The 24,426-nt window shown below is 72.2% G+C and carries 24 protein-coding genes; 8 read left to right on the top strand and 16 right to left on the bottom strand.

What is annotated here, in order from left to right:
• Positions 1–12: 12 nt before the first annotated feature.
• From DEJ49_RS03715 to DEJ49_RS03700, 4 genes are all read right to left on the bottom strand, one after another.
• Positions 13–942, bottom strand: coding sequence for a hypothetical protein (locus tag DEJ49_RS03715; protein ID WP_150182369.1), 930 nt, complete (start codon positions 940–942; stop codon positions 13–15).
• Complete coding sequence (locus tag DEJ49_RS03710) at positions 939–2,681, bottom strand: CotH kinase family protein (protein WP_150182368.1); 1,743 nt, start codon at positions 2,679–2,681, stop codon at positions 939–941. The genes DEJ49_RS03715 and DEJ49_RS03710 overlap by 4 nt, the downstream gene beginning before the upstream one ends.
• An 84-nt stretch (positions 2,682–2,765) precedes the next feature.
• On the bottom strand, positions 2,766–3,068 hold the full coding sequence (locus DEJ49_RS03705; RefSeq protein WP_150182367.1) for a DUF3040 domain-containing protein: 303 nt from the start codon (positions 3,066–3,068) through the stop codon (positions 2,766–2,768).
• 88 nt (positions 3,069–3,156) lie between these two features.
• Positions 3,157–4,236, bottom strand: coding sequence for an NADH:flavin oxidoreductase/NADH oxidase (locus DEJ49_RS03700; protein WP_150182366.1), 1,080 nt, complete (start codon positions 4,234–4,236; stop codon positions 3,157–3,159).
• A 133-nt stretch (positions 4,237–4,369) separates the two neighbouring features.
• Between DEJ49_RS03700 and DEJ49_RS03695 the strand changes: the two genes are divergently transcribed.
• Both DEJ49_RS03695 and DEJ49_RS03690 read left to right on the top strand, forming a co-directional pair.
• A complete protein-coding gene (locus tag DEJ49_RS03695; protein WP_150182365.1) occupies positions 4,370–4,753 on the top strand; it encodes an ArsR/SmtB family transcription factor in 384 nt (127 codons plus the stop codon).
• 116 nt (positions 4,754–4,869) lie between these two features.
• Positions 4,870–6,255, top strand: coding sequence for a hydrolase (locus DEJ49_RS03690; RefSeq protein WP_150182364.1), 1,386 nt, complete (start codon positions 4,870–4,872; stop codon positions 6,253–6,255).
• Between the two features lie 23 nt (positions 6,256–6,278).
• Here the strand turns inward: DEJ49_RS03690 and DEJ49_RS03685 are convergent, their stop codons facing one another.
• The 4 genes from DEJ49_RS03685 to DEJ49_RS03670 form a co-directional block, all read right to left on the bottom strand.
• A complete protein-coding gene (locus tag DEJ49_RS03685; protein WP_190329564.1) occupies positions 6,279–6,941 on the bottom strand; it encodes a response regulator transcription factor in 663 nt (220 codons plus the stop codon).
• Between the two features lie 155 nt (positions 6,942–7,096).
• On the bottom strand, positions 7,097–7,849 hold the full coding sequence (locus DEJ49_RS03680; RefSeq protein WP_150182363.1) for an FG-GAP repeat domain-containing protein: 753 nt from the start codon (positions 7,847–7,849) through the stop codon (positions 7,097–7,099).
• A gap of 728 nt (positions 7,850–8,577) precedes the next feature.
• The gene (locus DEJ49_RS03675) at positions 8,578–9,945 is read right to left on the bottom strand and encodes an FAD-dependent oxidoreductase (protein ID WP_150182362.1); all 1,368 of its coding nucleotides are present in this window, start codon (positions 9,943–9,945) and stop codon (positions 8,578–8,580) included.
• 110 nt (positions 9,946–10,055) lie between these two features.
• Positions 10,056–10,715: a DUF305 domain-containing protein gene (locus DEJ49_RS03670; RefSeq protein ID WP_150182361.1), complete on the bottom strand. Its 660-nt coding sequence runs from the start codon at positions 10,713–10,715 to the stop codon at positions 10,056–10,058.
• Positions 10,716–10,894: 179 nt separating this feature from the next.
• Between DEJ49_RS03670 and DEJ49_RS03665 the strand changes: the two genes are divergently transcribed.
• A complete protein-coding gene (locus DEJ49_RS03665; protein ID WP_150182360.1) occupies positions 10,895–12,397 on the top strand; it encodes an LVIVD repeat-containing protein in 1,503 nt (500 codons plus the stop codon).
• On the opposite strand, the gene DEJ49_RS03660 is transcribed toward DEJ49_RS03665, so the two are convergent.
• The 4 genes from DEJ49_RS03660 to DEJ49_RS03645 form a co-directional block, all read right to left on the bottom strand.
• Positions 12,363–13,022 (bottom strand): TetR/AcrR family transcriptional regulator, encoded by a 660-nt coding sequence (locus DEJ49_RS03660; protein WP_150182359.1) that lies wholly within the window; start codon positions 13,020–13,022, stop codon positions 12,363–12,365. The two genes, DEJ49_RS03665 and DEJ49_RS03660, sit on opposite strands and share 35 nt — an antisense overlap.
• Before the next feature lie 105 nt (positions 13,023–13,127).
• The gene (locus tag DEJ49_RS03655) at positions 13,128–13,823 is read right to left on the bottom strand and encodes an HAD family hydrolase (protein WP_150182358.1); all 696 of its coding nucleotides are present in this window, start codon (positions 13,821–13,823) and stop codon (positions 13,128–13,130) included.
• Positions 13,824–13,881: 58 nt separating this feature from the next.
• Positions 13,882–14,568 carry a phosphatase PAP2 family protein gene (locus DEJ49_RS03650; protein ID WP_150182357.1) on the bottom strand — a complete coding sequence of 229 codons (687 nt, stop codon included), beginning with the start codon at positions 14,566–14,568 and terminating at the stop codon, positions 13,882–13,884.
• Positions 14,569–14,647: 79 nt separating this feature from the next.
• The gene (locus tag DEJ49_RS03645) at positions 14,648–15,583 is read right to left on the bottom strand and encodes a M56 family metallopeptidase (RefSeq protein WP_150182356.1); all 936 of its coding nucleotides are present in this window, start codon (positions 15,581–15,583) and stop codon (positions 14,648–14,650) included.
• 140 nt (positions 15,584–15,723) lie between these two features.
• On the opposite strand from DEJ49_RS03645, the gene DEJ49_RS03640 reads away from it, so the two are divergent.
• On the top strand, positions 15,724–16,365 hold the full coding sequence (locus DEJ49_RS03640; protein WP_190329260.1) for an HAD family hydrolase: 642 nt from the start codon (positions 15,724–15,726) through the stop codon (positions 16,363–16,365).
• 29 nt (positions 16,366–16,394) lie between these two features.
• Here the strand turns inward: DEJ49_RS03640 and DEJ49_RS03635 are convergent, their stop codons facing one another.
• The gene (locus DEJ49_RS03635; protein WP_150182355.1) at positions 16,395–16,949 is read right to left on the bottom strand and encodes a DUF5134 domain-containing protein; all 555 of its coding nucleotides are present in this window, start codon (positions 16,947–16,949) and stop codon (positions 16,395–16,397) included.
• A gap of 216 nt (positions 16,950–17,165) precedes the next feature.
• Here DEJ49_RS03635 and DEJ49_RS03630 point away from each other — a divergent pair, with 216 nt between their 5' ends.
• On the top strand, positions 17,166–18,878 hold the full coding sequence (locus DEJ49_RS03630; RefSeq protein ID WP_150182354.1) for an FUSC family protein: 1,713 nt from the start codon (positions 17,166–17,168) through the stop codon (positions 18,876–18,878).
• Positions 18,875–19,411, top strand: coding sequence for a MarR family winged helix-turn-helix transcriptional regulator (locus DEJ49_RS03625; RefSeq protein WP_150182353.1), 537 nt, complete (start codon positions 18,875–18,877; stop codon positions 19,409–19,411). The genes DEJ49_RS03630 and DEJ49_RS03625 overlap by 4 nt, the downstream gene beginning before the upstream one ends.
• 30 nt (positions 19,412–19,441) lie before the next feature.
• Here DEJ49_RS03625 and DEJ49_RS03620 read toward each other — a convergent pair whose 3' ends face one another.
• Positions 19,442–20,788, bottom strand: a complete 1,347-nt coding sequence (locus DEJ49_RS03620) for an NAD(P)/FAD-dependent oxidoreductase (RefSeq protein WP_150182352.1) — start codon at positions 20,786–20,788, stop codon at positions 19,442–19,444.
• Between the two features lie 267 nt (positions 20,789–21,055).
• Between DEJ49_RS03620 and DEJ49_RS03615 the strand changes: the two genes are divergently transcribed.
• Entirely contained in the window at positions 21,056–22,615 is a 1,560-nt protein-coding gene (locus tag DEJ49_RS03615; protein ID WP_150182351.1) for a carboxylesterase/lipase family protein, read from the top strand.
• 11 nt (positions 22,616–22,626) lie between these two features.
• Here DEJ49_RS03615 and DEJ49_RS03610 read toward each other — a convergent pair whose 3' ends face one another.
• Positions 22,627–23,019 carry a VOC family protein gene (locus tag DEJ49_RS03610; RefSeq protein WP_150182350.1) on the bottom strand — a complete coding sequence of 131 codons (393 nt, stop codon included), beginning with the start codon at positions 23,017–23,019 and terminating at the stop codon, positions 22,627–22,629.
• A gap of 93 nt (positions 23,020–23,112) precedes the next feature.
• Between DEJ49_RS03610 and DEJ49_RS03605 the strand changes: the two genes are divergently transcribed.
• On the top strand, positions 23,113–23,664 hold the full coding sequence (locus tag DEJ49_RS03605; protein WP_150182349.1) for a GNAT family N-acetyltransferase: 552 nt from the start codon (positions 23,113–23,115) through the stop codon (positions 23,662–23,664).
• An 18-nt stretch (positions 23,665–23,682) separates the two neighbouring features.
• Here DEJ49_RS03605 and DEJ49_RS03600 read toward each other — a convergent pair whose 3' ends face one another.
• Positions 23,683–24,366 (bottom strand): glycerophosphodiester phosphodiesterase, encoded by a 684-nt coding sequence (locus tag DEJ49_RS03600; RefSeq protein WP_150182348.1) that lies wholly within the window; start codon positions 24,364–24,366, stop codon positions 23,683–23,685.
• Positions 24,367–24,426: the final 60 nt, after the last annotated feature.

The raw sequence follows: 24,426 nt of genomic DNA, 5'->3' as shown, positions 1-24,426 counted from the left end.
CGAATTCCGGGGTCAGTGGTTGTTGCCCGGGATCAGGAACAGATGGATCGACTGGTCCTTCGCGCGGAACCGCGCGTTGGTCGCGCCTTTCTTCGCCCGGTCGGACACGATCACCACGTGGTCGGCGGAGACCCAGGAGACGCCTTCGGGGTTGCCGTAGACCGTGCGGCCCTTGCCGTCGGTGGGGAGGCGGTGGACGCGGCCCTCGTCGACCTCCCACTTCTTGGTGTCGATGCGGCCCACCCACAGCGCGGACGACGCCTGCGACAGGACGGCGATGCGTCCGTCGCGCACGGACACGCTGCTGTAGTCCTCGAACGGCAGCGACTTGGGGAGCCGGATCGTGGCCGTGTTGGTCCACCGCTTGCCCTCGCGCCGGAAGACCTGGATGCGTCCGCCGCCCGGCGTCCTGCCCTTCTTGCCGCCCGCGCAGAAGTTGCCCTCGCACAGGGCGAGGAGGTGACCCGTGCCCGAGCGGTCGACCCATTCCAGGCCTTCCATGCCCTTGTTGGCGTCGGCCAGGTCGAATTCGAGCTGGGCCGAGCCGATGGGGCGCAGCTTCGCGTCGTACTCCTGGACGCGGGCGCGGAAGCCCTTGGACTTGACCGGTTCGGCCTCGCTCAGCGTGTAGTAGTGGTCGCGTGCCGCGTCGTGGGCGAGATCCTCGTAGCCCACGTTCGTCTTCGAGGGGCCGCTCTTCTTGCTCCTGGCGCGGCTGAGGACGCCGTTCTCCGGGGCCTTGGGCGACAGTTCGCTGCTGACCCGGATGAGGGAGGGCAGGTTGTCGCAGACGATCAGGAAGGCGCCGTCGCGGTAGAGGACACCGCTGGCCTCCAGACGGGTGCCCGCGCCGTCCCCGATCAGGTCCTGGATCTTCGCTTCCTTGACGAGGCGGAGTTCGTCGGCCTTCTCGGGTTTCCTGGGCTTCTTCGTCGCGGTCATGAGGGCAGTACCTCCATCGCGCCGGGGAACGACGCCCCGCTGGCGCCGTTGGGGTAGGTCTTGCGCAGCTCGGCGAGCTGGCGACGTGCGTGGTCGTAGCGCATGCGCGTGTAGTGGAAGATCCCGTACGTGAACTGTGCGCCCCGGCTCAGCTCCCACTGCCGGTAGGCCGCGCGGTACACCTCGTCGTTGGTGAACTGCCGCCCGGTGAAGGGCTGTCCGTGCGGGGTGGTGGACTCCGCGTAGGCGGCGGGGGCGATGAGCTGCCACAGCCCGTCGGTCCGCCCCGAACCCTCAGCGCCGAGCAGCGCGGCGATCCGCTCGGGTTCGAACTCCGTGTCCAGGAGGTACTCGAGGTGGTCGAGGTAGTACTGGCAGAAGTCGTGGTGGCGCAGCAGGTTGGTGAGGAGCGGGATCCGTGACACCTGGTGCGGCGCGTGCGTGATCCGGCAGTAGTTGCGGGTCATCGCGGGCCAGTCGAGCAGGTCCGTGTACTGCCACTGCGTCGAGAAGAAGTCGATGCCCGAGCTGTTGTCGTAGTCCCAGGGGATGAACGTGAAGTACGGACGGGACATGAAGCCCGAGGGGTCGCCGAGCCTGCCGGAGTTGTACAGGTAGTAGTTCGACGGCGTCGCGAAGTAGTTGTCCCAGCTGCCCAGGAGGACGTTGGCGCCCGCCCAGCGCAGGAAGGCCGGCACGTTCAGGATGTGCTCGACCGACTCACGGAACGCGTCGGACGCGAACTTGCTCTCGTCCCCGGGGAGTTGTACGCCGTTGACCGTGCGGGCGAGTGCGGCGAGGTCGTCGTAGGTGGCGGCGGCCGGATCGTCCTCGTTCGTCTTGAGGCGGTAGGTGCGGTCGTCCTCCCTGCTGCCCGCGGTGAAGTAGTGGCGGCCGCCGTCGGAGCCGTCGGTGCCGGAGCGGTGCTCCAGGGTCGCGCAGCCGACGTCGCCGCAGTACGCCTTGTAGAGGTTGCCCTCCGAGTGCTTGCCGAAGTGGTCCTTCAGGAACTTCTTGTCGACCTGCTCGATGATCGAGAAGAGGCCCATGTAGCGGTCGTTGAGCGTGAACGTGGCGTACGTGTGCTGCGCCGCCGGGATGCCCGCGCGCTCCAGGAGCCGCCAGGCGACTGCCTCGCGCATCTGCGACGGGTCGTTGTACATCGCCTTGAGGTTGATCCGCTCCATGCCGAAGAGGCGGTCCTCGCTCGCGCCGACCTCGAAGTCGATCTTCCAGGATCGCTTGGGCGCGTGCGCCGTCAGATTGCCGCTGTTGACCATCGAGAACGACGGGGTGGCCAGCAGCGTTTCGTCCGGTGCGTCGCTCCGCGCCAGGGACAGCAGGGCGCCCGGCGGCGCCTCCATGACGTCGTCGGCCGTCAGGACGCCGGGCGGCCACCCGGTGACCTTGACCTGATACAGGTCCTGAGCGAAGAACTCCGCTTTGTCCACGGCCGTTTCGAGGTAGGCGTCCACCATGCCGCCGATCGCGGTGACGTACCCGGCCGCGTCGCGCAGAACGAGGCCGCCGTCGCCCGAGATGTCCGTCTGCTCGGCGAGCAGCAGGTCGTACAAGGCGCTGAACTCGGCTTTCGTCCGCAGCGCGGCATCGGACGGACCCGCCGCCGCGTTGGCCCGCTCGGCGAACCGCCGTGCCGTGCCCGGTGGCAGCGCGGAGAGCGCGACGATCTGGTTCTTGAAAGCGTCCCGGAACGTTCCCTTGCCGATGATCCTGTCCACGTCGGCCTCCCTGGGGGCCCTGGGTGAACCTCTCTCTCTACGCCCGGCACCACATGACCGCCAGACCGAGAATCGGCCTGGCGGTCACGGCTCGGTCCACCGGCACAGCAGCCGCACGAACCCGATCAGCGTGAGCGACCACAGCCCCGCGAAGGCCCAGACCATGCCGGCGCTCGACGTGGTGAGACCGACGAACAGGAGCGTGCCGGACAGCGCGGCGAAGAGGGCCACGGTGAGCGGATGCGGCCTGTTCGCGAGGGCCGTGCGCGTGCGGGGCCCGAGCCGGAGCAGCCAGAGGCGGACCGTGAGCTGCCGGTCCCGGCGCAGGACCGACTCCATCTCGTCGAGGATGCGCTGCTCACGCTCCGGAAGTCGACCTGTCGACATCGTCGCCCCTCTTGCGCAGTCGTTCACTCTCAGGTCCGGGTGCCCACTATGACCCATGGTGAACGAGATGCGCGGGGAGCGGCGGACGTCAGACGGAGCGGTGGTACTGCTCGGGCACGTGCACCTCCGCGCCGAGTTCACGTGCCGCGCGCCGCGCCCACGAGGGGTCGCGGAGCAGTTCGCGGCCCAGCAGCACCGCGTCCGCCTCGCCGTTGGCGACGATCTTCTCGGCCTGCTCGATGTCGGTGATCAGACCCACCGCGGCGACCGGCAGCTCCGTCTCGGCCTTCACCCGCGCGGCGAAGGGGACTTGGTAGCCGGGCTCGACGGGGATGCGGACGCCCGCCGCGTTGCCGCCCGTGGACACGTCGAGCAGGTCGACGCCGTGCTCCTTGAGATCGGTCGCGAAACGGACCGTGTCGTCCGCGGTCCAGCCGCCCTCCTCCAGCCAGTCGGTGGCGGAGATGCGGAAGAACAGCGGCTTGTCCTCGGGCCACACGGCCCGTACGGCGTCGACGACCTCCAGGGCGAAGCGGGTGCGGTTCTCGTACGAGCCGCCGTACGCGTCGGTGCGCTTGTTGCTGTGCGGGGAGAGGAACTCGCCGACCAGGTAGCCGTGGGCGCCGTGGATCTCGGCGATCTCGAAGCCTGCGTCCAGCGAGCGCCGGGCCGCGTCGGCGAACTGCCGCACGATCTCGTGGATCCGCTCGACGGAGAGCTCGGTCGGCACGGGGTGCCGCTCGTCGAAGGCGACGGGGCTGGGCGCGACCGGCTGCCAGCCGTGCTCGTCCGTGCCCACCGGGGCGCCGCCCTTCCAGGGGCGGTCGGTGGATGCCTTGCGGCCCGCGTGGCCGAGCTGGATCGCGGGGACGGTGCCCTGGCTCCTCAGGAACTCCGTGATGCGGCGGAACGCGGCGACCTGGGTGTCGTTCCAGATGCCCAGGTCGTACGGGCTGATGCGGCCCTCGGCGCTGACCGCGGTGGCCTCCACGATGATCAGACCGGTGCCGCCGGCGGCACGCGCGGCGTAGTGCGCGAAGTGCCAGTCACGCGGGGCCCCGACCTCGGCGCCCTCGGGGGCCGCGGAGTACTGGCACATCGGAGGCATCCAGACCCGGTTCGGGATGGTCAGGGATCGCAGGGTGTACGGCTCGAACAGCGCGCTCACGGCGGGCTCCATTCCTCATGGGTTCCTCGGGGATGTGCTCCTCGTACGATAGACCTCGTAGTACGGCAGATGTCAAACTACGGTGACTCTCGTACAATGGGGCGACGTAAGCCAAGGACGAAGTGGAGCCGCCATGACGACCGCCGCCGCGACCGGCAGCGCGAGCAGCAGGACGCTCGCCCACCCCGAGCCCGGGGACGTCCGCCTCGAAGCGGTGCTGCACGCCCTCGCCGACCCGATGCGGATGCGCGTCGTGCGGGAGCTGGCCAGGGAGGAGGGCGCGGCAGGCCTCTCCTGTTCGTACTTCGCGCTGCCCGTCACCAAGTCGACGTGCACGCACCACTTCCGGGTGCTGCGCGAGAGCGGCGTCATCCGGCAGATCTACCGCGGCACGACCAAACTCAACGTGCTGCGCCGCGACGACCTCGACGCGCTCTTCCCCGGCCTCCTCGACAGCGTCCTGGACGCGGCGACCCGTCAGGACACCCGCCTGGACAGCGCACCGACGGGCTCCTGACCCTCGTCCGAGCCCGTACGGCGGGGTGCGGGCGGTCAGCACGCACGCCCCTATGGGCAGCCGGGTCTGCCCGGCCGACCCCTGACTGCCGCCATCGGCCCGCCTAGCGTCGTGGGGTGAGCCTTTGGACCTCCCTCGAACCTGCCTCCGTGACCGTCGACCCCGGCAGCGCCACCACGGTGCAGCTGCGGGTGCGCAACACCGGTGACATCGTCGACGCGTACCGGTTCGACCCGGTCGGCGACCTCGCCTCCTGGACCACCTTGGAGCCGGCCGTGCTGCGCCTCTATCCGGGGACGACCGGCACCGTGGAGCTGACCTTCGCACCGCCGCGCACACCGGACGCGAGAGCCGGCGCGCATCCGTACGCGGTGCGGATCACCCCGACGGAGAACGCGGGCGCCGTCGTCGTCACCGAGGGGAACGTCACCGTCAACCCGTTCACGGAGGTGCGCGCCGAACTGGTGCCGCCGACGGTGAAGGGATGGTTCCGGGGCCGCCCCCAGCTGGCGGTGGACAACGTCGGCAACACCACCGTCACCGCGTCGCTCGGCGGCAACGACACCGGCGACAAGCTGTCGTACGACATCCAGCCCGGCAACGTACAGATCGAGCCGGGCCGTGCGGCGTTCGTGAAGGCGACGCTGCGGCCGCAGCAGATCATCTGGTTCGGCTCCAAGCAGGAGCAGCCCTACTCGCTGGGCGTACGCCGCTCCGGCACCGAACCGCTGACCGTGGACGGCACCTTCGTGCAGCGCAGCGTCCTGCCGGGCTGGCTCGCGGGCACGCTCGGCCTGGTCCTCGCGCTGACCGTCGCGTTCGTGACGATCTGGCTGGCGTACCGCCCGGAGATGCAGACCGTGGCGAAGGAGAAGCCGCAGGAGTCCGGCGCGATCGCACCGGCGAGCCCGTCCCCGCCGGCCGAGAAGGCGCCGCCGCCGCCCAAGGAGGACAAGGAGACCGAGCCTCCCGCGGAGTCCGACAAGGGCGGCGCGCAGGAGCCGGAGGGCGACGGTGGAGGCGGCGGCGAGGAGGAGGCGCCCGACGAGAGGACGGCCGCCGACGCGGTGAACGAGCTCGGCGAGGGCCGCCACATCTGCTACCGCGCCTACGTGGGCGACGCCTGGCAGGAGCCCGTGTGCGACGGCGCCGAGGCGGGCACGCCCGGCCGGAACGCGCCCATCAAGTCGCTCAACATCGCGGTGTCCGGCACCCAGGGCGTCACCGGCACCGGCGCCTTCGTCGGCGAGGGCTGGCGCGAGGGCATCCCGTGGTCGGACGCGGCGGACGGCGAGGACATGTTCTTCGGCAGCACCGAGAGCGCCGACCCGCCGCTGGAGGGCTTCACCTACAAGGTCAACGACGGGTCGGTCTGCAGCGACCCCTTCGTGACCGACAGGGACTGGATGGGCGAGGTGTGCACCGACCCCGGCCAGTGGAAGTACCACGGAAGCCCGATGGAGCTGAACCAGTCGCTCGAGGCCGTCAAGTTCACCGTGTGACGCGGCCGTACGGCCCGGCTCTCTCAGATGAAGCCCTCGCGCAGGGCGTACGCCACGACGTGCGCCCGGTTGCGCAGGTGCAGGCGCGTGGTGAGGCCGTGCATCACGTTCTTGACGGTGCGTTCGGAGTACGAGAGCTTCCTCGCGATCTCCGAGGTGTCGAACCCCTCGGCCACCAGCCGCACCACGTCCACCTCGCGCTTGGTGAAGCTCATGATGAACCCCGGCTGGTCGGGGCCGCCCTGGTGCAGGCGCCGCACCTGGCCGATGAGCTGGCCGAGCAGGTCCGTGGGCAGGTCGCCGCCGCCCTGGGCGGTGGTCAGGACCGCCTGCGCGAGCCGGTGCGCGGTGGCCTCGCGGCGCCAGACGATGGCTCCGACACCGCATTCGATGACGTCCAGGAGCTCGTGCTCGCGGACCGCTCCGGCGACGAGCACGGCGCGGGCGCCCTCGCCGCGGACGGCGCGCCGCAGCCGGGTGAGCGCGGCCTCGTCGAGGGTGTCCTCGACGAGCAGGGTGACGGAGGCGGCGGCGGCGTCGGCGCACACCTCGACGTCGGGGTGGCGGCGGAGCTGGCTGACGACGCCCTCGCGGCTGATCGGGTCGGGCGCGGTGACGGAGACGCGGACCCGCCGGTCCTTGGGCACCGGGAGCACGGCGGGCGTGGCGGGGGCGGCGGACGCGATGGGCGCCGGGGCGGCCAGGAGGGACGGGAACGGGCTGGACACGAGAGCTTCCTCATTTCGAGCGGCTGGAGACACCCCGGCCGGGCCGAGGGGGGCGCCGCCGGTTCCGGAGAGAACCGGCGGCGCCCGCAGGTGACGTTCAGGAACCGGTCAGATCAGGAGCACGCCTTGTAGAAGTGCTTCCAGCCGTCGCCGGGCATGGCCGGCGGCTCGGCAGGGGTGCCCCAGGCGCCGTACTTCTGCTCGTGGTCCTGGTTGTGGGCGCCCGGGCCGCTGTTCGCCTTCGTCAGGCGTACGTTGCGCTCCCAGACGCCGTCTCCGGCGTTGCTGAGGATCGCGAGGTCCGGGTACGCGTCGTCGCCGTAGTTGGCGATCCGGAGCTCCTTGGCCTCGCGGGCGTCGCCGATGTCCAGGTGCCGGGTGCGGGCGGAGGACAGGTCGGCGCGCTTGAGCGGTCCGGGCCGGTAGTCGGCGACGCGGGCCGTCGCGGGGTCGTCGACGCCGGACGGCTCGACGATGTTGACGACGAGGTCCGGCTTCCCGTCGTTCTGGAAGTCGGCGACCGCGGCGGTGGCGACCTCGCCCCGCTTGACGCCGACCAGCTTGCCGACGTTCTGCTTCGTGCCGAACGAGCCGTCGGCGGCCCCCCACTGCACCGTCATCTTGGTGCCGTTGAGCCCGGGGTTCGCGATCTTGTCCGGGCGGCCGTCGCCGTCCAGGTCGCCGAGCAGCGTCGTGGCGTCGGACAGGCAGGGGGCCGCCGCGGCCCGTGCGATGCCGCCGGCGGGCCGGCCCGTTTCGTCCGGGCCCGACGTCCCGGCCGCGCTGGCCTGATAGCCGGCGACGGTGAGGGTCAGAGCGACCGCCGCGACCGGGGCGGCGATCAGACGTGAACGATGGTGACGCATGACGAACTCCCATGTGGTTGCTGCGAGATCCGTGCTCCAGAAGCCGTGAGGGGGTCCTCCCGGCGAGCACGGTCCCACCCTGCGTGGCCACCCGTCCCGACCGCCAGGAACGCCGGGCAGTTGGGGACGCTGGAACGCCGAAAACGCCCCTGACCTGGGGGAACGTCGGGTGCCTGGAACGCGTGACTGGGACGCGGCCGACTGTGAGGGGCAGCCGCGGGACGGTGCGAGGGGTGCGGGAGAGGCACGGGGGACGCCCAAAAGCCTGCCCCTTCGGGCGGACGCGCAGCGGGCCGGGACGGGGTCCGCAGGAAGGGGTACGCCACCGACACCGCTGTCCATCGCCTCGTACGCCGTGCGACGCGCGGCACCCGCGCAGAGCAGTCACCTAAGCCCCGTTTCCGTCGACCGCGGCGCCGAACCGACCGCCCTCGCCGAGGCCATGTCCGGTGGCGTGGCGGAAGGCCGTCGCCGCGACGCAACCTCTGGAACCCCCGCTGCTCCTGCTGACGGCCCGCCTCCGCCTCGCGGAAACCCTGCTCGCCCGGGGCGGCCCCGACGCCCGCGACGAGGCCGGTGACCTGCTGCGACAGGTCGCGGCGACGGCACACTACCTGGGCGCGGCCCCACTCGAAACGGACATCACCACCCTGGCCGCCCCGGCCCGGGCCGCCGCGTACGCCCATCGGCTGGGGCGGCTTGGCGAATGGGACCGCCCAAGGTTCCGACTAGCTCGCGGCTCCCCGAGCCGCCGCCCGCAGCCCCTCCCAGTCCGGGATCTTGACGATCGTGCGGCCGAGCGAGCGGCCGAGTGCCGCCTCCGCGCGTTCGATGGCCAGCCAGCCCGGCCACTCGACCGGGTGCACTCCGGCCGCCCGGAGCCCGGTCAGGGGATCCTCCGGGACCTGCCTCCGTGCGAGAGCGGGGGCGTCGTCCAGCAAGGAGAGCACCGTCTCCTTGGAGCACGGGCGGTTCGTGCCGATGACGCCGGTCGGGCCGCGCTTGATCCAGCCCGCCACGTACTCGCCGGGCGCCGGCACCCCGTCGCGCAGCACCCGTCCCGCCGCGTGGGGCACCGTGCCCCGCCCCGCGTCGAACGGCAGACCCTCGATGGGCACCCCGCGGTAGCCCACCGAGCGCAGCACCAGCTGCGCCGGAATGTCCTCGTACCGCCCCGACCCCGTCACGCCGCCCGAGCCGTCCGGCAGGGTCCGCTCGACCCGGGTCCCGGCGACGTGCCCCGTCGGCCCCGCCGTCAGGGAGGCCGGGCGCAGGAAGAAGCGCAGCCTGATCCGGCGCGCCAGACCCCGCTCGGGGCGCTCGGCCCAGCCGCGCAGCACCTCCACGTTGCGACGGCTCGCCGCGGGCAGTCCCGACGGGTCGGCGAACGCGGGGTCAAGCGCCAGTTCCGCCGGGTCCACCAGGACCTCCGTGTCCGGCAGCGCGCCGAGCTCCCGCAGCTCCTTCGTGGTGAACCGCGCCTGCGAAGGACCGCGCCGGCCCACCATCGACACCTCGCGCACCCGGCTGCCCGCGAGCACCCCGAGCGCCGCGTCCGGCATGTCCGTGGGGAGGAGTTCGGCGGCGCCGCGCACCAGCATGCGGGCGACGTCCACCGCGACGTTGCCGACCCCGATGACGACGGCGGACTCCACGTCCCGCACGAACCCGTCCTGCGCGGACACGTCCACCGGCGCGTCCGGATGCGCGCTGTACCAGGAGACGAACTCGGTCGCCGAGAAGCTGCCCGGCAGGTCCTCGCCGGGCACCCCGAGCCTGCGGTCCGCCGCCGCGCCGACGCAGTAGACCACCGCGTGGTAGAGACCGAGGAGCCGGGCCGGAGGGAGCGCGCCGGGGCCGATCTCGACGGCGCCGAGGAAACGCACGCGCTCGTGCTCGAGGACCGTGCGCAGGTTGTTCTGCAGCGACTTGATCTTCTCGTGGTCCGGCGCCACGCCGTACCGCACCAGGCCGTACGGGCAGGGGAGGCGGTCGAGCACGTCCACCCGCACGTCCGGCACCCGGTCCTGCTGCACCAGGGACTGCGCGGCGTACACCCCGCTGGGACCCGAACCGACGACGGCGACCTGCAGCACGGCGGTGCTCCTTCCGCGAGACGAGCCCGGGACGGTCTCAGCATCGCACCAGGGGAGCGTGATGTCAGGGGTGCGGGGCCATCCGTGCGATTCGGTGGGCCAGGACCGCGTCAGTCCATCTCCCGCATCCGCCCGATCTCGCTCGACTGCTGCGCCACCACGTCGTTCGCCATCTCCTCGACCTGGATGTTGTTCCCCTCGGAGAGCACGTCCGCGGCCATCGTGACCGCCCCGCTGTGATGCGTGATCATCAGCTTCAGGAAGAGTTCGTCGAACGCCTTGCCCTTCGCGGCGCGCAACTGCTTCAGCTGTGCCGCACTGGCCATGCCCGGCATGCTCGCGTGGTCGTGCCCGGCGTGCTCGCGCGGGCCGCCGTGCTTCTTCAGCCAGCCCCGCATCGCGCCGATCTCCGGCCGTTGCGCGGCGGCGATGCGGGAGGCGAGCCGCTTCACGCGCTCCGACTCCGCCCGCTTCGGTGCGAGTTCGGTCATCTCCAGGGCCTGGCCGTGGTGCACGATCATCATCTGCGTGTAGGTGAAGTCGGCCGAGTTGGGGGAGTCGTCCTCGGATCTCTGCCGCGCGGCGTCCTTCGCGGACATCGTCGCCGCGGTCTCGCCCGGCTTGCCCGGCGCGATCACCGAGGGCTCGGCGGCGGACTTGGGACCGGTGTCCCGCCCGCTCCCGCCGCCCCCGTCGGAGTCGCACCCTCCGAGCGTGAGAACGGCTGCCGCCAGGAACGCGGTGACGGCGGATGTACGACGGTTGAGCACGGAGACCTCCTGCGGCACACGGCGACGAGTTGGGGTCCGTACTAGCACGCGAATGACAGCTCGCGATCAGAAACTCTCGTTACGGGTCCGTTTCCCCTCTGTTGATCTGTGCATGATGAGCACGATACTTCGGGTGTCCGTGAACCGTTCAACTGTGAACGGCGACAAGGGAGGACGCAGTGACCCTGTTGAACAATTCCCGAACTCGACGCAGACGCCTGGGAGTCGGAGCCGCCGCGGCCGGACTGCTGGCCGCGCTGCTGACCGCCGCGCCCGCGGGAGCCGTCCCCGACCCCGGTGACAGCCCCGCCGCCCCGAAGAGCGTCTCCAAGGGCGACGAGGCGCGGACGGAGAAGGCCATCGAACGCGGGGAGATACCCGGCCCGGACGAGGTCGTCCACTCCCGCAACATCGAGCACCTCGCCAACATCCCCAAGGACGCGCTGCCGGGCCTCAACACGGACATCGCGTTCCAGGGCAAGTACGCCTTCGCCGGAAACTACGACGGTTTCCGCATCTACGACATCAGCAACCCCAAGGCGCCGAAGACGGTGTCGCAGGTGCTGTGCCCGGGTTCGCAGAACGACGTCTCCGTCTCCGGCAACCTGCTCTTCCTCTCCACGGACTCCTCGCGCAGTGACAACTCCTGCAAGAGCACCACGCAGCCCGCCACGGAGAAGTCCTCCTGGGAGGGCATGAAGATCTTCGACATCAGCGACAAGTCGAACCCCAAGTACGTCGCCGCCGTGGAGACCGCCTGCGGATCCCACACCCACACGCTGGTGCCGGAGCGCAAGAACGTCTACGTGTACGTCTCCTCGTACTCCCCGAACGCGACGTTCCCCGACTGCCAGCCCCCGCACGACGGGATCTCGGTCATCAAGGTGCCGCGCAAGGCCCCGCAGCAGGCCGCGGTCGTGAACTTCCCCGTGCTCTTCCCCGGTGAGGGCCCCGACGGCGGCGGCAACCCGGGCGGGCCCACCAACCCGGGCGTCTCCAAGACCACCGGCTGCCACGACATCACCGTGCTGGCCTCCGAGGACCTCGCGGCGGGCGCCTGCATGGGCGACGGCATTCTCTTCTCCATCAAGGACCCGGAGAACCCGAAGGTCATCGACCAGGTCCAGGACAACACCAACTTCGCGTTCTGGCACTCGGCGACGTTCAACCAGCGGGCGAACAAGGTCGTCTTCACCGACGAGCTCGGCGGCGGCTCCGGCGCCACCTGCAACGCGGCCACCGGTCCCGACCGCGGCGCCAACGGCATCTATGACATCAAGGGCAAGGGCGACAAGCGCAAGCTGGTCTTCAAGAGCTACTTCAAGATCCCGCGCCACCAGGCCGACACCGAGAACTGCGTGGCGCACAACGGCTCGCTGATCCCGGTCAGGGGCAAGGACCTCATGGTCCAGGCGTGGTACCAGGGCGGCGTCTCCGTCTGGGACTTCACCGACTCCAGCAGGCCCAAGGAGATCGGCTACTTCGAGCGTGGCCCGCACACCACCGACAAGATCACCACGGCGGGCTCGTGGTCGGCGTACTACTACAACGGCCGGGTCTACTCGAACGACATCGAGAAGGGCCTCGACGTCCTGAAGATCAACGACAAGCGGACCGACTCCGCCCAGTGGGTCCGCCTGAACGAGCTCAACGTCCAGACGCAGCCGGACTACTTCGACTAGTCCCGTTCGGAGAGATCCCGTCGGGCGGTTCACCGCCCGGCGGGAGACCGAGCTTCCAGTCGAGGTCGTACCGCTGGAACAGCTCGGCGCGCAGCGTCTCCAGAGGCATCGGCGCCCCGGGGATGAGCAGCGCGAAGACCGCGCCCATCAGGAGGGCGCGCAGCAGCGGATAGTCCCGGTCGGGGTCCGGCGACCCGTACCGCACGACGGTGTCGCGCAGCAGCTCCGCGAGCCGCTGCTGCTCGGGACATTGCACGAACCCCTCCGCCTGGAGGATGCCCGCCATGTGCGTGCGCATGAGCAGCGGTTCGTCGACGGCGAGGCCCAGGATCGCGTCGACGGCCCGCGCGAGACGTTCGTGCCCGTCCTCGGTGCGCGGCTCCCGCTCCAGCGCCTCCTCCAGCGTGCGGTGCATGAGCCGGTGCACGGCCGACTGCAGCAGTTGGCGTTTGCCCGGGAAGTAGTACGACACCAGGCCGCGGGCGGCGCCGGCGCGGTCGGCGATGTGCCCGAGCGTCGTCGCCTCGTACCCGTGCTCGCCGACCAGCTCCACCGTCGCCTGCAGCAGCCGCTCCCGGGAACGTCTGCGCAATTCTTCATTGACCGACGGACTGCGCGGGGACATCCTGTAACTCCTGCGTTGACTGGCTCCGAGCCAATATACTCAGTGCGGGCCCGGGGCAGGCAGCACCGCGGGGGAGTGTTGCCTGCCCCGGACTCGGAGCCTGTGTCATCCGACGAGTCCGAGCACGGGTCGCAGGGCTCCGGGCCGCCGTTCCACCGGCAGATGCTCGACGAAGTGCACCGCACACCCGAGCCCGGCCGCGCCGCCGTCCGCCCGCCGGTCGTCTCCGACCATCAGGGCCTCCCGCGGATCGACGCCCAGCGCGTCGCAGGCCACGGCGAAGAGCCGCGGGTCGGGCTTCTGGATCTCGTGCTCGTACGACAGGACGTACGCGTCGACGTACGCGTCAAGACCATGGGCGCGGAAGACCGGCCGCAGATCCCACCCGATGTTGCTCACCACCGCCACCCCGATGCCACGCTCCCGCAGCCCGGCCAGGACCTCCGCGGCGTCGGCATAGGGCTGCCACGCCGGTGGGGTCATGTGCCGGGCGTACAGCGCGTCGTAGAGCCGCGGGTCGGGGAGCGGCACCTCGCGGGCCAGGCCGGTGAAGGCGGCGCGGTGCAGCTCGGCGGTCCGGTCGCGGGTGGACCACAGGTCGGCCAGGTGGTCCGGCACGGAGGCCGGGTGGGCGCCGCCGGGGAGCGCGCCCGCCCTCTCCAGCGCCTCGGCCGCCCGCGCCGACTCGCCGTCGGACAGCGGCACTTCGAGCTCCGCGAGTGCGGACCGCAGCCAGGACACGGCCGACTCGATGCGGAACAGCGTCCCGGAGAAGTCGAAGAGCACGCCCTTGATGGTCATGTGCGGAAGCCTCCAAAGCGTCGGGGGTGGTGACGTGGTGGGTGACCGCCGTGCGCGGTCACGTCGTGTCGGGCGTGCGCCGGGCGGGCCCGTACGCGTACGTCGTGACGGCCAGCGCCACCATCAGGGCTCCGAGCAGCCAACCGCCCACGACGTCCGTCGGCCAGTGCACACCGAGCCAGATACGGGTCACGCCGACGCCGACGACGGAGATCACGGCGAGGGCCAGACAGGCCCGCCACACGGCCGGCCGGGCACCGTACAGGCGCAGCACCCACAGGAGCAGGCCGCAGACGAGCACCGCCGTCATCGCGTGCCCCGACGGGAACGCCGCGTAGTGCGCGGAGTCCACCGGGTCCGGCCAGACCGGCCGCGGCCGGTCCACCGCGGCCTTGAGGCCCTGCTGCAGCGCGGAGCCGACCGCGCAGGTGCCGGTCAGCCAGAGCGCGAGCCACAGCGCCCCGCGCAGCGCGAGCCGGATCACGACCACGGCGCACAGGGCGCGCATCGTCCAGGGGTCCCACACCCAGTCGGTGAGGACGCGGCAGACACGCGTCACGCCGGACTCGTCCACCGCCCAGCGGTGGGTGGTGCGCGAGATGTCCCCGTCGAGCGAGAGCAGCGGCCGCCACTCCAGTGCGACCAGGAGGAGCAGGACGAGCGACGGCACGCCGAGAGCCGCGGCGGTGAGCGCGGCCCGTGCGCCGGGCGGTCGGGTCGGGGTGTCGGTGGGCGCGGAGTACATGAAGTGATCCTCGCCGACAGGGCGCGGCCTATGCCATCCCGGGAGCGGCGGGGCGTGGCGCGCGCGGCCCGTCAAGGGTTCAGCCGAGTGCGCGCAGGCCCGGTACGAACGTGACGAGGACGGGGATCACCGGGACCAGCGCCGCCGTCGCCGTCAGCCGGAGCCTGCGGCCCGCGGTGAGGCGCGGGCGGGCCGCGAGGAGACGGTGCACGCGCTGCGGGACGTGCGCCTGATGGGCCGGGCAGGGGCCGAAGACACCGCGGTCCTCGTTCAGTTCGACCAGCGCGAGAGCGATGGTCAGCCGGCCGAAGCGGCGCGACGCCACGTCGTCGGCGGCCAGCTCCACCAGTCGGTGCATCTCGTCGCGGAACGCCGCGAACACCCGCACCTGCGGGAACCCGATGGCCAGCGCGCCCGAGCAGTACAGCAACCAGTCGTGCCTGGCCTGCGCGTGACCCTGCTCGTGGGCGAGCACCGCATCCAGCTGACGCCCCTTCAGGCGACGCAACGCGGCGGTGGTGATGACCAGTTGGGGTGCCTGCCCCGGCAGCCACCAGGCGTCGGGGCGCTCGCCCTCCAGGACGACGAGACGGTTGGTGCCCGGCTCCTCGCCGGGCAACAGCGGGGAACGCACGAGCAGTTCGGCCCTGCTGCCCGCCCGCCGGGCCCGCGCCCGCACGATCTCCCTGGCCAGCATGACCGCGCTCCACACACCGCCGCAGGCGAGGACCACCGCGGTCGCCGGGGCCCAGGGGCCGGGTGCCTGCAGCGCGTACGCCTCGACCACGTCGTGCGGCGCGGGCGCGAAGACATGGCCGCGCACGGCCTGCCAGGCGGCGGCCGCGCTCAGAACCATCGAGAGCGCGCAGCAGAGCAGGACTCCCGCCACCACGCACTGCCACGCCCACAGCGCGACCACGGGTTCGCGCTCCGGCCAGTCGGCCCGCGCGAGCATCCGGGGGGCGACGACAGCGGTCAGGGCGCCCAGCAGCAGCAGTGCGACGGGGACCATCATGACGCCCAGCCTATGAGGGTCGGGCTACCCGAGGGTATGGGCTGCCACTTCAAGTGACGCACGCCACGGCCGACACGGGTGTATCTCGCGTACGGGTGACGTCCCGGGCCGGGCGCCGGGTGGCCGTTAGTGTGCGGTTGATGATCGAGACCATCGTGTTCGACGTGGGGGAGACCCTCACCAAGGACGACCGCTACTGGGCGTCGTGGGCGGACTGGCTGCGGGTGCCGCGCCACACCCTGTCCGCGCTCGTCGGAGCCGTCGTCGCCCAGGGCGGCGACCGGGCCGACGCGCTGCGGCTCGTCAGCCCTGACATGGACATCGCCTCCGCCTGCCGCGCCCGCGAGACGGCGGGCCGGGGCGAGCACTTGAGCGAGGCCGACCTGTACCCCGACGTACGGCCCGCCCTCGGAGGCCTCCAGAAGCTGGGCATCCGCGTCGTCGTCGCGGGGGAGGGCACGGCGCGCACGGCGGAACTCCTGCGCGCCCTGGACCTGCCCGCCGATCACATCGCCACCTCGGGCGACTGGGGCGTGGCCAAGCCCGATCCGGACTTCTTCACGCATGTGCTCGAAGCGGCCCAGGCCGACCCGCAGGCCACGCTCCACGTCGGCGACCATCCCGCGCACGACATCTTCCCCGCCCAGCGGGCAGGTCTGCGGACGGCCCACATCCGCCGCGGCCCCTGGGGGCACTACTGGGCCGACCATCCCGACGTCGCCGACACGGCGGACCTGCGGATCGACGGCCTCACGGCACTGGCCGCGCTGACAGGGCGCTGACGGGGGCGCGTGCCCACCACTCCTGTCTCCTACAGCGTCAACAGCATCGCCACCATCCCGATCCCCATCGACAGCCGGCACGCCAGTGCCAGCTCCGAGCGGTCCGCCCACCCCAGCACCGCCGCGCCGCCCGCCGGTGCCGAGACCGCGCGGGGGGCAAGGCGCGCACCGGACCACAGGACGTACCCGGCGAAGTACAGCAGGAGCACGCCGGTCAGCGCGGGAGCGCCGGCGCCCCCGTGGCCCGCGTGCGCGCCGGGCGCCGTGGCCATCGCCACCGACATGTAGACCATCGCGAACGCGCCGACGAGGTGGTGCAGGTGGTGGGGGTGGGCGCGGGCCGCCCACACGGCGTGCAGCGCGGCAGCGCCGAACACCGCGGCGTAGACCAGCCACGCCCAGCGCGGTGGCGCGAGCACGGCCGCGGGCACGGCCATCACCGCCATCCCGAAACCCATGAGCGCCTCGCCGCCCGCCGTGCGGCGCTGTTCCTCGATCCGGCTGCGCATGCGCAGCAGACAGTAGGCCCCGGTGCCCGCGCAGAGCGCGACGAGCAGCCAGGCGGCCTGTGCCGGTCCGTGCACGGCACCCTCCCCTGTCGACGGCGTCAGCCGTCGAACGGTGTCAACTGCCGAACGGTGTCGTCGGGTCGATGCCCACGCGCGGGCCCCCGTACGCGAGCGCATGGGGGTGCACGGGGAGCACGGGGGAGCGAGCGCGACGCCGGACGTGCCTCCGGCACCTGTCACCTGGGTCACTCGCAATCGTTCGTGAGTAAAACACTTGCTAACCTTTTGGGCATGACCGAAGCCGCACCCCGTCCCGTTCGCGCCCGCAGGCTCCCGCTCGCCGGTGTGCTGCGGCCCGGCAAGCCGTCCGACATCTGGTTCAAGCCCGCGACCAGCGTCGTCGTGGCCACCGCCCTGCCGAACCTGACGCTGCTCGCCCTCGGCAGGCTCGACCTCGTGATGTACACGATGGCCGGATCCTTCTGCGCCCTGTACACCCACAACTTCCCCTACGCCGCGCGCGCCAGGATCCTGGCCGGAGTCGTCGCGGGCATGACCGCGAGCATCGCCGTCGCCCTGGTCACCGCCTCGCTCACCGGCTCCGCCGCGGTCCTCGTCGCGGTCGGCGCCCTGCTCGCCGCGGCACAGAAGACGCTCTGCGACGCCACACGCGTAGGACCGCCGGGCCACCTGATCTTCACGTTCATCAGCTCGGCGACCCTCTTCGCGCCGCAGACCCTCGGCCAGGTCCCAGGACACCTCGCCCTCACCCTCGCGGGCGGCGCCGTGGCCTGGCTCGTCGGCATGGCGCCCGCCCTGGTGCGCCCGCACGGACCCGAGCGCCGCGCCACCGCACGCGCCCTGCACGCCACCGCCGCCTACGCCGAGGCCGCGCACGCCGACGCCACCGCACCCGGCACCGAGCGGGCCCGCGCCGCCGCGGCCGGAGCCGTGCACGCCGCCTGGCAGTCCCTGCTCGCCACCGGCACCCGGACCGTGCAGGCCCGGCGCGCCCTCGCCCGCCTCGTCGTCCGCGCCGAGGAGGCCCTTGCCGTGCCCGAGGCCGCCGACCCCGACGCGCTCCGCACCTGGGCGGCCGGGCTGCGCGGCACCGGCGCCGTCCCACGCCCCCGCGGCGTACACCCCGGCGAGGAGGAGGAACTTCTCGGCGTCGACGCCGAACTCGCGGGCTCCAAGGTGCCGCTGTGGCGGCGGCTCGCCCCCGGCTCGCCGCTGCTGCCCGTCGCGCTGCGCACCGCCGTCGGCTGCGCCCTCGCCGGGTACGCCTCGCTCGCGCTCGGCATCGGCCGCCCCTACTGGGCCCTGGTCACGGCCGCCTCCCTCTACCAGGCCAACGTCACCCTCACCTGGAACCGGGGCGTGCAGCGCGTGGTCGGCAACCTCATCGGGGTGCTCGCCTTCGCCGCGATCGCACCGTTCGCGCACCTCGGTCACGCCGAACTCATCGTGTGCTGCCTCGCCCTCGCCTTCGGCGCGGAGGCGCTGATCACCCGCAACTACTGGCTGGGCAGCGTCTGCGTGACGCCGATGGCGCTGCTCGTCACCGAGTTCGCGCGGTTCCAGCAGCCCGGCGAACTGATCCTCGACCGCGTCGTGGACACCCTCGTGGGCGCCGTGCTCGGCGTCGCGGCCGCCGTCCTCGTCACCAACAGGCGCGCCGCCGACCACATCGAAAAGGCCATCGAAGCCACCGACCGGGCGCGGCAGCACGCCGAGGCGGCCCTCGCGGGCGCGGGTGCGGCCGAACCCGCCCGGCGCCGCCTCACCGCCGCTCTCGTCGACCTGCGCACCGCCGCGGACGCGGCCGCCGGCGAATGGTGGCAGCGCGCCCTGCCGGAACAGCGGGTGCTCGCCGCCGAACGCGCCGGACACCGTACGCTCGCGGCGACGGTCCGCAGGCTGCACGGCCACGGCGGAGAGAACGGTCAGGGGACGCGGGCCCGCGCAGGGGCCGCCGACGCCTGGGAGGGCGCACGAGCATGACGACGGAGAACGGTCCGGTGGCCGGCCACGGCGGGGACACCGTGGCCGCGGTGGTGCGGCAGTGGCAGACGGTCCGGCCCGACATCGACACCGGGCCCATGGAGGTGATCGGCCGCATCAACCGCTGCGCGGCCCTCCTCCAGCAGGCCGAGGACGCGCCGCTGCGCCGGGCGGGCCTGACCCGCGCCGAGTTCGACCTGCTCGGCGCGTTGCGCCGCACCGGACACGAGCTGACACCCGGCGAGCTGGCCCGCGAGACCTTCTCCTCGGGGGCCGCCGTCACCAAACGGCTCAAGCTGCTGCAGGAGCGGGAGCTCGTCGAGCGGCGCGCCGACGCGCGGGACCGGCGGGTCGCGCACGTCGGCCTCACGGACGCGGGACGCGACCTGGTCGACGCGATCCTGCCGGAGCAGCTCGCGTACGAAACGGTCGTCCTGTCCGTGCTCGACGGCACCGGGCAGGGGCAACTCAGCGGACTCCTCGGCGAGTTGCTCGCGCAGCTGGAGGGGCGGCTCGGGGTGCGGAGGGGCTGAGGGGGCCGGACGGGCGCGGGGAGGCGCCCCTCAGGCCGCCTCCACCCGCTTCATGATCTCCTCCTGCGTCAGGTAGGCGTCCGTCATCTCGAAGTCCTTGAGGGTGGCGGGCCGCCGCGCCTGGAAGCCGGTGCGTACGTAGTCGTCGCCGGCGAGCGCGTTGAGGCCCCAGTTCGCGGCCGTGCGGAAACGTGCCGTGACCGTGCGCAGCGCGCCGAGGTGGTAGCCGCGCGCCACCACCTGGGCGGGCAGCCCCGTCAGCTGCACGCCCAGCGGCTTCGACACCGCCTGGATGCCGCCCAGGTCGACGACCAGACCCATGTCCTTGTGCCGGTAGTCGGCGAGCGGGAAGCCGCGCAGCGCCGAGACGACGTTCTTCCCGGCCGCCCAGCCCTGCCGCATGGCGTGCTGCGCGGTCGGCGGGCAGATCGCGTCACCGCCCTTGGCGAGGTCGGGGACGGCCGCCGCGTCGCCGAGCGCGAAGACGCCGTCGAGGCCGGGGACCGTCAGGTCGGGCCGCACGACGAGCCGGCCGCGGTTCGTCTCCGCGCCCAGCGTCGCGATGAGCGGGCTCGGCGCGACGCCCGCGGTCCAGATCAGCGTGCGGCACGGCAGGACACGGTCGTCGGTGAGCGTGACGGTGTCCTCGGTCGCCTTGGCCACGGACACCCCGAGCGAGACGTTCACGCCGCGTCGCTGGAGGATCTCCATCGCCTTGTCGCCGAGCCGCGGGCCCAGCTCCGGCATCAGCTTCGGGGCGACGTCCACGACGTGCCACTTGATCTGCGACACGTCGAGACCCGGATAGCGCTTCACCGCGGCGCACGTCAGACGCTGGAGGTACGCGGCCGTCTCCACGCCCGCGTAGCCGCCGCCGACCACCACGAACTGGAGCCGCTGCTCGCGCTCCTCACGGCTTGAGCTCGCCGCGGCCAGGTCCAGCTGGGAGATGACGTGGTCGCGGATCCACGCGGCCTCCGCGAGCGTCTTGACGCCCACCGCGTACCGGTCGACGCCGGGGATGTCGAACTGCCGCGTGACGCTGCCGGGCGTCAGGACCAGGTAGTCGTAGCGCTCCACGACCTCCTCGCCGTTGATCTTCCGTACGACCACCGCCTTGGCCTTGGGGTCGACGCCCACGGCGCCGCCCGGCACGATCGACGTGCGGCGCAGCATCCTGCGCAGCGGCACGGCCACCGACTGCGGAGTGAGCACTCCGGAGGCGACGTGCGGCAGCAGCGGCAGATACAGCTGGTGGTCCGTCGGACTGATCAGCCGCAGCTCCGCCTCGTGGGGCGAGAGCTTCTTCTCCAGCTTGTGTGCGCACTCCATGCCGGCGAAACCGCCGCCGACGATGAGGATCCGGGGAGCTGCCATGTGATGTCTCTCCTGAGCTGTTGGAGATCGACTTCAGGGCTGTCGGGTCTGCCGGGACTCTGAATGATCTTCTGCGGACCGTACCCGTGGCCTTGTACCCCTGCATCCTGGATGGATTGCTCGTGTGACGTGCTTCACACATCTGTGTCCGGCCTGCGCACCTGGCGTAAATGGCTGGCACAGGGTCGGCGGAGGGCGGGATGCTCGGATACTCCGTGAGGGGAAGCCGAAGGGGAATCCGGAAGGCAAGCCGGAGGGGGAGTTGCGATGACCGTTGCCGGTGACGACGCGTCCCGGTCCCGGCCCGAGGTCCGTACGCGGGCCGGGGCGCTGCGCGGCAGCCGGGAGGCGGGTGTCGCGGTCTTCCGCGGCATCCCGTTCGCCGAGCCGCCGGTCGGCGCGCTGCGCTTCGCGGCGCCGCGTGCGGTGCGCGGCTGGAGCGGGGTGCGCGAGGCCGTGTCCTACGGACCGCCGCCCCCGCAGGGCGGCCACTTCGGCATGGACGCGCTGGCCAGGGAGGCGGCGGGCGAGGACTGGCTGACGGTCAACGTCTGGTCGCCCGATCCCGGGCCCGGCGCGGCGCTTCCGGTGCTCGTGTGGATCCAGGGCGGCGCCTACACCATCGGCATGTCCGGCCTTCCCGAGTACGACGGCGGCCGCCTGGCACGGGACGGCGGGGTCGTCGTGGTGACGTTCAACTACCGCGTGGGTCTGGAGGGTTACGGCCAGATCGAGGGAGCGCCCGCCAACCGCGGCCTGCTGGACCAGATCGCCGCCCTGGAGTGGGTGCGCGACCACATCGAGGCGTTCGGCGGCGACCCGGACCGGGTCACGGTCTTCGGCCAGTCGGCGGGCGGCGGATCCGTCGCCGCGCTCCTCGCCGCGCCGGGCGCGGCCGGACTCTTCGGCCGGGCCGTCGCACAGAGCGCGCAGGGCACGTTCTTCTCGCCGGAGCTCGCCGCCGACATCACCGGCGCGTGCGCGGCCGAGCTGGGGCGGCGGGCCACGGTGGCGGACCTCGCCGAGGTGGCCCCGCACCGGCTGGCCGCGGCGGGCGACGCGGTGGGCGCGGCGGCGGCTCGGCGGGACGAACGCGGGGCGGGCGGCGGTCGTGCCGGTCGCTGGGGTAAGCCCGCCCTCCGGTCGGTCACGTTCTCGCCGGTCGTCGACGGCGCCGCTCTGTCGGTCACCCCGTGGCGGGCTCTCGCCGACGGCGCGGGCCGGGACATCGACCTCCTCGTCGGCCACACCCGCCACGAGCAGCGGCTCCTCACCGCCCTCGACGGACTCCTCGGCCAGGTGAGCGAGGACGTCGCCGCGGACGCGCTGCGCACGTTCGCCCCGGTTCCGGACGGCGCCCGCGCCTACCGCGACGCCTACCCGAAGGCCGGCCCCGACGAGCTGTACGAACTCGTCCTGTCCGACTGGCTCTTCCGCATGCCGACCCTGCACCTGGCGGAGGCGCAGGAAGCCGCGGGCGGCCGCGTCCACGTGTACGAACTGACCTGGCCCGCCCCCGGCATGGACGGCGTGCTCGGCGCCTGCCACGGCCTGGACGTGCCCCTGGTCTTCGGCAACCTGGACCGCGGTCAGCCCGCGGCGCTGATCGAAGACGCGGGCCGGGCGGAGGGCCTGTCGGCCGAGATGCGCGCCGCGTGGACCGCGTTCGCCGCGGACGGCGAGCCCGGCTGGCCCGCGTACGACCGCGACCGGCGCCTCGTGCGGCTCTTCGACGCGACGCCATCGGTCACGGCCTACCCGGAGGAACAGTCACGCCTGATCTGGCAGGACCACACGTTCCCCGTGCTGCCGCTGCTCTCGTCGTGAGGCTCGTGCGGTCAGATCCCCGGCCGGTAGCGGATGGGGTGGTCGTGCGGGACCTCGACGAGAACGATCCTGACGCCGTCCGGGTCCGCGATCCACATCTCGACGAGCCCCCACGGCTCCTTGACCGGCGGCCGCACCACCTCGGCGCCGCGCTCCACCAGCTCCGCGTGGGCCGCCGCGACGTCCGCGACCTGGAGCCAGAGCTGGAGTCCCGGCGCGGGCGGTGCGTCGGAGCGGCCCGACACCTCCAGGAAACCGCCGCCGAGGAAGTAGACCGTGCCGCGCTCGGGACCGGTGCCGAACTCGCGGTAGACGCCGAGCCCCAGCGTCTCGCCGTAGAAGACGCGCGAGCGCTCCGGGTCGGTGGGGCGCAGAAGTGTCCTGCTGCTCAGTACGTGGACCATGCGCCCGCACCCTAGTCCCCACGCGAGTCCCCACGCCGTGGGGTTAGGCTCGACGGCGCCCCGCCCCACGTCAAGATTGGGAGAGCCAGGTCCATGGACACCGCCCCGCGCCCCTTCACAGGAGAGCTCACCTTCCGCGCCGCAGAGGCCACCGACGTGGACGCCCTCGTCGCGCTCATCGAGTCGGCGTACCGCGGAGACGCGAGCCGCGTCGGGTGGACCACCGAGGCCGACCTCCTGGAAGGGCAGCGCACCGACCCGCAGGGCGTCGTCGACGTCATCGAGTCGCCGAGGAGCAGGCTGCTCGCCGTCGAGCGGGACGGCGAGATCGTCGCGTGCTGCCAGCTCGAACACCGCGGGGACCACGCCTACTTCGGCATGTTCGCCGTCAGCCCGGCGCAGCAGGGCGCGGGGCTCGGCAAGGTGATCATCGCGGAGGCGGAGCGGACGGCACGCGAGACGTGGGGTGTCCGCGAGATGCACATGACCGTGATCTCCGCACGGGACGACCTCATCGCCTGGTACGAACGGCGCGGCTACCGCCGTACGGGAAAGATGACCCCCTTCCCGTACGGCGACGAGCGCTTCGGCATCCCGCAACGCGACGACCTGCAGTTCGAGCTGCTGGTCAAGGACCTCGCCTAGGGACTGCCGACACAGGCCCTAGGCCGTGAAGCGGCCCGTCCGCTTGATCTCGGGGTAGTCCGTGGTCGCCCCGTCCAACTGCAGCGCCCGCACCAGGCGCAGGTCGTCCTGGGTGTTCACGACCCAGCCGATGATTCGCAGATCCGCCTTCTTGGCGCGCTCGACGATCTCCAGCGTCAGGCGCCGGATGTTGAGGACGAGCGTGGTCGCGCCGACGGCGGTGGCGCGCTCCACGACGTCCGTGCCGTAGCGGCTCGCGACGAGGGCGGTCCGCACGCCCGGGACCAGGCGGGCGATCTCGGCGATCGCCTCGTCGTGGAAGGAGATCACCTCCACGCGTGCGACCAGGTCGCGGCTCAGCATGACCTCGGCGAGGGCGCGCGCGGCCGCGACGTCCTTGATCTCGGCCTGCAGCGGTGCCTTCACCGCGTCCAGGACCTCTTCGAAGACGGGGATGCGCTCACCGCGGCCCGCGTCCAGCTCGCGGAGCTCGGCGAGGGTCTTCTCGGCGATCGGCCCCTTGCCGTCGGTCGTACGGGCCACGTCGGCGTCGTGCATGACCACGAGCGCGCCGTCCTTGCTCAGATGCAGATCCAGCTCGATGAGGTCGAGGCCCGCCGCCTGCGCGGCGACGAAGGAACGCAGGGTGTTCTCGGGCTCGACGCCCATGACCCCACGATGACCGATGGTGAGGAAGTTCAAGATCCACTCGCTTCCGTCGACGGAGGCTCGGCGACCGCACGGCCGGGGAGCCGCGCGCAA

It is taken from the genome of Streptomyces venezuelae (assembly GCF_008642335.1).
GTDB classification, from domain to species: Bacteria; Actinomycetota; Actinomycetes; order Streptomycetales; family Streptomycetaceae; genus Streptomyces; species Streptomyces venezuelae_F.
The sequence above is the reverse complement of the archived record's forward strand: the minus strand, read 5'-3'. Positions and strand labels throughout refer to the sequence as shown.